Genomic DNA, 3,341 nt, shown 5'->3' with positions numbered 1-3,341 from the left:
TTGGCATCTCTCGGCCACCAAAAGGAACTTGATACCCGGGAATGGCAATCGCTTTCAATAGCGCTCGTCGGATCATTCGCTTGGTCTGTTCGTCTAGGTAACCATAGTTATAGCCATTCTTTAAATTCAGGTCAGTCGTCATTACCTTGCTCCTTTTCCGTTTTGATTCTGGCATCAAACTCTTTTTGCAGCTTACGAATCAACGCTAGCTCAGACTGAAAATCAACGTAATGCGGTAGCTTCAAATGACTCACAAACCCTGATGCTTCAACATTGTCACCATGAGACAACACAAATTCTTCATCTTGCGCAGGCCCTTGTGGCACTTCACCATATTGTTGGCACTGTAATGAACGGTCTACTAATGCCATCGACATCGCTTTACGTTCAGAAAAACCAAATGTGACACCGTAACCCCTGGTAAAGCGAGCCTTTTCATTTTTGTTGCCAGTAAAGCCATTAATCATCTGGCATTCCGTCAGTTCGATATCACCGATTTCAATAGAAAAACCCAGTTCTTCCGGGATCAACTCTAACGTGACTTTTCCTGAACGAATTTCTCCTGCAAAAGGGTGATTTCGACCATAGCCACGTTGAGTTGAATACCCAAGCGATAATAAGAAGCCTTCATCACTGCGGGCCAGCTGTTGTAACCTTGCGCTTCGATTGGCGGGAAAAGTCGGCGGTGTCACCGTAATATCATCCGGCAACTCTCCACTGTCATTTTCGGGTACGGCTAGATCAAGGTTTTCTAAAATTTTGAGGACTTGAGGGCACGCTTCATTACAACAACTGTCGAGCTCTGAGCTTTTGAGTTCTTCCCTACCTGGGTAATGATCATGGTGGAGCGAGTCATTACCTTCTGCGAGCAATGCAAAGTCGAGCAATCTATGGGTATAGTCATACGTAGGGCCGAGTAATTGCCCACCGGGTAAATCTTTGTAGCTGGCGGAAATTCGGCGCTCTATTTTCATATCTTCTGTATTGACGGGTTGTGTCACCGCAAGACGCGGTAATGTCGTGCGATATGCGCGCAGTAAGAAGATCGCTTCAATCAAATCACCACCGGCTTGCTTAATGGCAAGTGCCGCGAGTTCCTTGTCGTAAATACTGCCCTCTGTCATGACTCGATCCGTTGCTCCAGCAAGCTGATGAGCAATTTGGTCCACCGAGAGTGCATGTTGGGATTTTGGCCCGCGTCGCTTTTTTTCCTGTAAGCGGTGCGCAGCCTCTATCGCTTTTTCTCCGCCTTTTACTGCAACGTACATAATGCTTCCTTCTCTTCCTTCTCTTCCTTCACTTCCTTCACTTCCTTCACTTCCATCGCGACTTGGGTACTACGTGGCAATGCAATGACTTCGTTTTCACAGGAGAAGAACATATCAATGCCATGAGGAAAACACCCTCGACCCGTTTGTATTGCTTCAATGAGTGGGTCGCTTAATCCTTCAATTTTTACTTTGGTTTCGCCCTTAATTCCTGGACCGGAAAAAATCAACGTGGTTCCGGTATGAAAACTCTCTACTTCGATAATCACTGAGGTGCTTCGGTCGGGGTAACTGTCGTCTCCCATTGCAAAGCCATAGAATTCATCGAGTTCGTTCGCCAGTGCTAACGCTAAATCCGCCTGTGACCGAGAATCAGCGACAGGTGAACCACAATGAAAACGTAAATTCTCCAGCAGTGCTGTGTCGTTTAAGAATGCTTCGCCAAACCAGAGCGGCGTGACATTATCTGCTAACGTGAGCAGTACTTGTGTCGCTGCGGGGCTAACCGTGCCAAATTGTAATATCGACAACAGCTCTACTTTTTTTCCGGGCCGAGAAACAGCGTCCATCAATAGTCTAAATGTCTGCTGCGCATCATGAACTGGGCTATCAAATCCCTTTGTGATGTAACTCATTCATCTTCTCCTCTCACCATAGTGAAAAAGTCCACCTTGCTTGTTGAGACTTCGCGAGCTTTGATTCGCTCATTTTTCTCAATATCAGCGGCTAATGGTTCGATTAATGCTTGATACAAATCACTTTGAAACTCGGTTTGCATTAACGCATCGACAACCGCAGCCACTTCCGCATGGTCCTTATTTCGTCCGGTTATGTAGCTATAGCCGAGCGCTCCTTGGTCTAACTGCACCACCGTTCTTACTATGGTCACATCGCCCATATTGAACGCATCACCGCTTGCTCCCATTTTTGCTCGTACTTGTGCAAGCCCAATTTCTGGCTCTCGTACGAAGTGATAACGTGTGCTGAATGACAGTTCATCCCAGCGCTGTTTTAATGTTTGATAGTCACAACGAGCCAACACCGACATCCATCTTTTACGTTGCAGATGTTCTTGTGGATTGGAGGTTGAACGCTCTTGGGTATGCTGCTCTTGTTTCATTTAATGCTCCAAAACAATTTCGACTAAATCAGATCGTGTGTGTGACGATGAAAACTCAACAATCTGTTCGGTTCCTTTAATCACGTTGGTGGTTTTAAACACCATGACGGGCGTTTTCGCTGGCAATTGCAATAAGCGGCAGTCTGTCTTTGTTGGCATTGCTGCCCTTAGCCGTGTTGTCCTTCGACTCAACTGAATACCCAGCTTGTCTTTTAAGTAAGCGTGTAGAGAGCCGACTTCGAAGTATTTGACGACAGGCCACCAACTCACGTCTGCTAAATAGTGGTCGATAACGCTCGCTGGCATTCCGTCGATTTTTCGTAACGTCCTAAGCTTGATCACCATAGACTCCGCAGGCAGTTCAAATAAACCGGATATTTTGTCATTCGCTGCCACAAGACTGCGTTCAATAACCTGACTGGTTGGCAAACTCCCTTGTTCAAGTAAGTTGTCGGTAAAGTGCGCTCCCGAATGCAATGGGTAATCAAACGGTTGGCTCACGACCATATTTCCGCGCCCTTGTTGCCGTTCAATCAGCCCGTTAAACACCAGTTCATCAATCGCTCTCCGAACAGTATGGCGATTCACATCAAAACGTTTCGCCAGCGTTGATTCAGCAGGTAGGTATTCCCCACCTTGAAAGTAGCGGCGTACGTCATTTTCAAGGTGCTTAGCGATATCAAGATAAATCCGCATGTTCGTTCCGTCCTTTTTACGTCGTCATTCTCAATTCAACTCAGTACTTATCTAGACAAGTTACGACAAAATTTTTATATAAACCGCTTGCGAATGTACTGTGAAGCAAAGTCAATCAGACTCACGGTGACAATGACGATCAACATGATTGAAGCCGTCTGCTGAAACTGGAAACCTCTGATGGCTTCCCATAGCAGCACTCCAATACCACCAGCACCCACCATCCCAACCACGGTGGCGGAGCGAACATTGGATTC

General features: G+C 46.5%; 6 protein-coding genes. All 6 read right to left on the bottom strand.

What is annotated here, in order from left to right; translation table 11 throughout:
- Positions 1–142: alpha-D-ribose 1-methylphosphonate 5-phosphate C-P-lyase PhnJ (locus tag ACP45E_RS05095; protein ID WP_277815680.1), on the bottom strand; the 142-nt coding region annotated here is incomplete at its 3' end.
- Positions 132–1,268, bottom strand: a complete 1,137-nt coding sequence (locus ACP45E_RS05090; RefSeq protein WP_026026537.1) for a carbon-phosphorus lyase complex subunit PhnI — start codon at positions 1,266–1,268, stop codon at positions 132–134. The genes ACP45E_RS05095 and ACP45E_RS05090, both read right to left, overlap by 11 nt.
- Positions 1,253–1,903, bottom strand: a complete 651-nt coding sequence (gene phnH / locus ACP45E_RS05085; protein ID WP_069584768.1) for a phosphonate C-P lyase system protein PhnH — start codon at positions 1,901–1,903, stop codon at positions 1,253–1,255. The genes ACP45E_RS05090 and phnH overlap by 16 nt, the downstream gene beginning before the upstream one ends.
- A complete protein-coding gene (phnG, locus tag ACP45E_RS05080) occupies positions 1,900–2,388 on the bottom strand; it encodes a phosphonate C-P lyase system protein PhnG (RefSeq protein ID WP_017036611.1) in 489 nt (162 codons plus the stop codon). Before phnG ends, phnH begins: the two co-directional genes overlap by 4 nt.
- Entirely contained in the window at positions 2,389–3,084 is a 696-nt protein-coding gene (gene phnF / locus ACP45E_RS05075; RefSeq protein ID WP_017037419.1) for a phosphonate metabolism transcriptional regulator PhnF, read from the bottom strand. It lies immediately after the preceding gene.
- Between the two features lie 74 nt (positions 3,085–3,158).
- Positions 3,159–3,341: PhnE/PtxC family ABC transporter permease (locus tag ACP45E_RS05070; RefSeq protein ID WP_426510687.1), on the bottom strand; the 183-nt coding region annotated here is incomplete at its 5' end.

It is taken from the genome of Vibrio genomosp. F10 str. 9ZD137 (assembly GCF_049974785.1).
Classification (GTDB): Bacteria; Pseudomonadota; Gammaproteobacteria; order Enterobacterales; family Vibrionaceae; genus Vibrio.
Note: the sequence above shows the minus strand (reverse complement) of the source record. Positions and strands in the feature narration are given on the sequence as shown.